Source organism: Lamprobacter modestohalophilus (assembly GCF_016583905.1).
Classification (GTDB): domain Bacteria; phylum Pseudomonadota; class Gammaproteobacteria; order Chromatiales; family Chromatiaceae; genus Lamprobacter; species Lamprobacter modestohalophilus.
Genome location: NZ_NRRY01000182.1, coordinates 1 through 903 on the forward strand (window position 1 = coordinate 1; position 903 = coordinate 903).

Annotated in this window: 2 protein-coding genes; one reads left to right on the forward strand and one right to left on the reverse strand. The window is 59.2% G+C overall.

What is annotated here, in order from left to right:
• Positions 1-269 (reverse strand): hypothetical protein (locus CKO42_RS26755; protein ID WP_200252813.1); only part of this gene is annotated, 269 nt, incomplete at its 3' end.
• Positions 270-512: 243 nt separating this feature from the next.
• On the opposite strand from CKO42_RS26755, the gene CKO42_RS26760 reads away from it, so the two are divergent.
• Positions 513-903 (forward strand): SRPBCC family protein (locus CKO42_RS26760; protein WP_200252816.1); only part of this gene is annotated, 391 nt, incomplete at its 3' end.

The window sequence follows — 903 nt, forward strand, 5'->3', positions numbered from 1 at the left end:
ATGTTCGGACGCTCACCGCTGTCGGATGGCCCCTGGAGACGGACATTGAACAGATCCGCGTTGCCATCGGCGAGGCCGTGATAGCGATCGATCTGGCTGCCGACGCCGGGCGGTGTGGCACTGACGCCGAAGCCGTCCTCGATGCCAGCCGGTTGGCTGGAGAGGTCCGGATGACCTGCGCTCAGGCCCTGGTAGACGTCGGCGGCACTGACACCAGCGGCGGCCAGGCTGAATAGGGTCGCGGTCAGGGTGGTGGTGATGATTTTCATGCTGTGTTCCTCGTTGGACAGTGGGTTGGTGGACGTCCCGGCCGTTGCCGGGACTTGCCAGAGATAAAGCAGTCTCTGTGCCAACTTTGAAATCACCCCATTAAAACCAATATAAACAGTCTATTACCTGCTGCTACCAGCTTCTTGCACAAACAGGTTCCGCCTGCGAGCGCAATCGGAACGTCACGAACTATTCACAATATGCACGCTTGCGTTGAACGAATCGTGGTATTCAGCCGGGTCATGCGAGTCATCCAATCAATCCTGCCCTCGCTCTTGGTGCTCTGCGGCGCAACCGCTCTTGAGACGCGTGCGGCGGATCTTCTGATGCTGCAGATTAGCGAGTCGGAGCAGCGATACCGCATCGAGGCGCGTTTTCTGGTCGATGCACCCTTGGCAGTGGTGCATGCGCTGCTGACCGATTATGAGCAATTGTCCAGGCTCAGTCCGTCGATCCTCGAGAGCAAGGTGGTCGCTACGCCAACGCCGACGCAGGTGCGCGTCAAAACGCGCATTCGCGCCTGTGTTCTGATCCATTGTCAGACACTGAGACGGGTGGAAGATGTGCGCGAAAGCCCACGGCGCCTGGTTGCGGTGATCGTTCCCGAACAGAGTGATTTCGCCGCGGGACGGA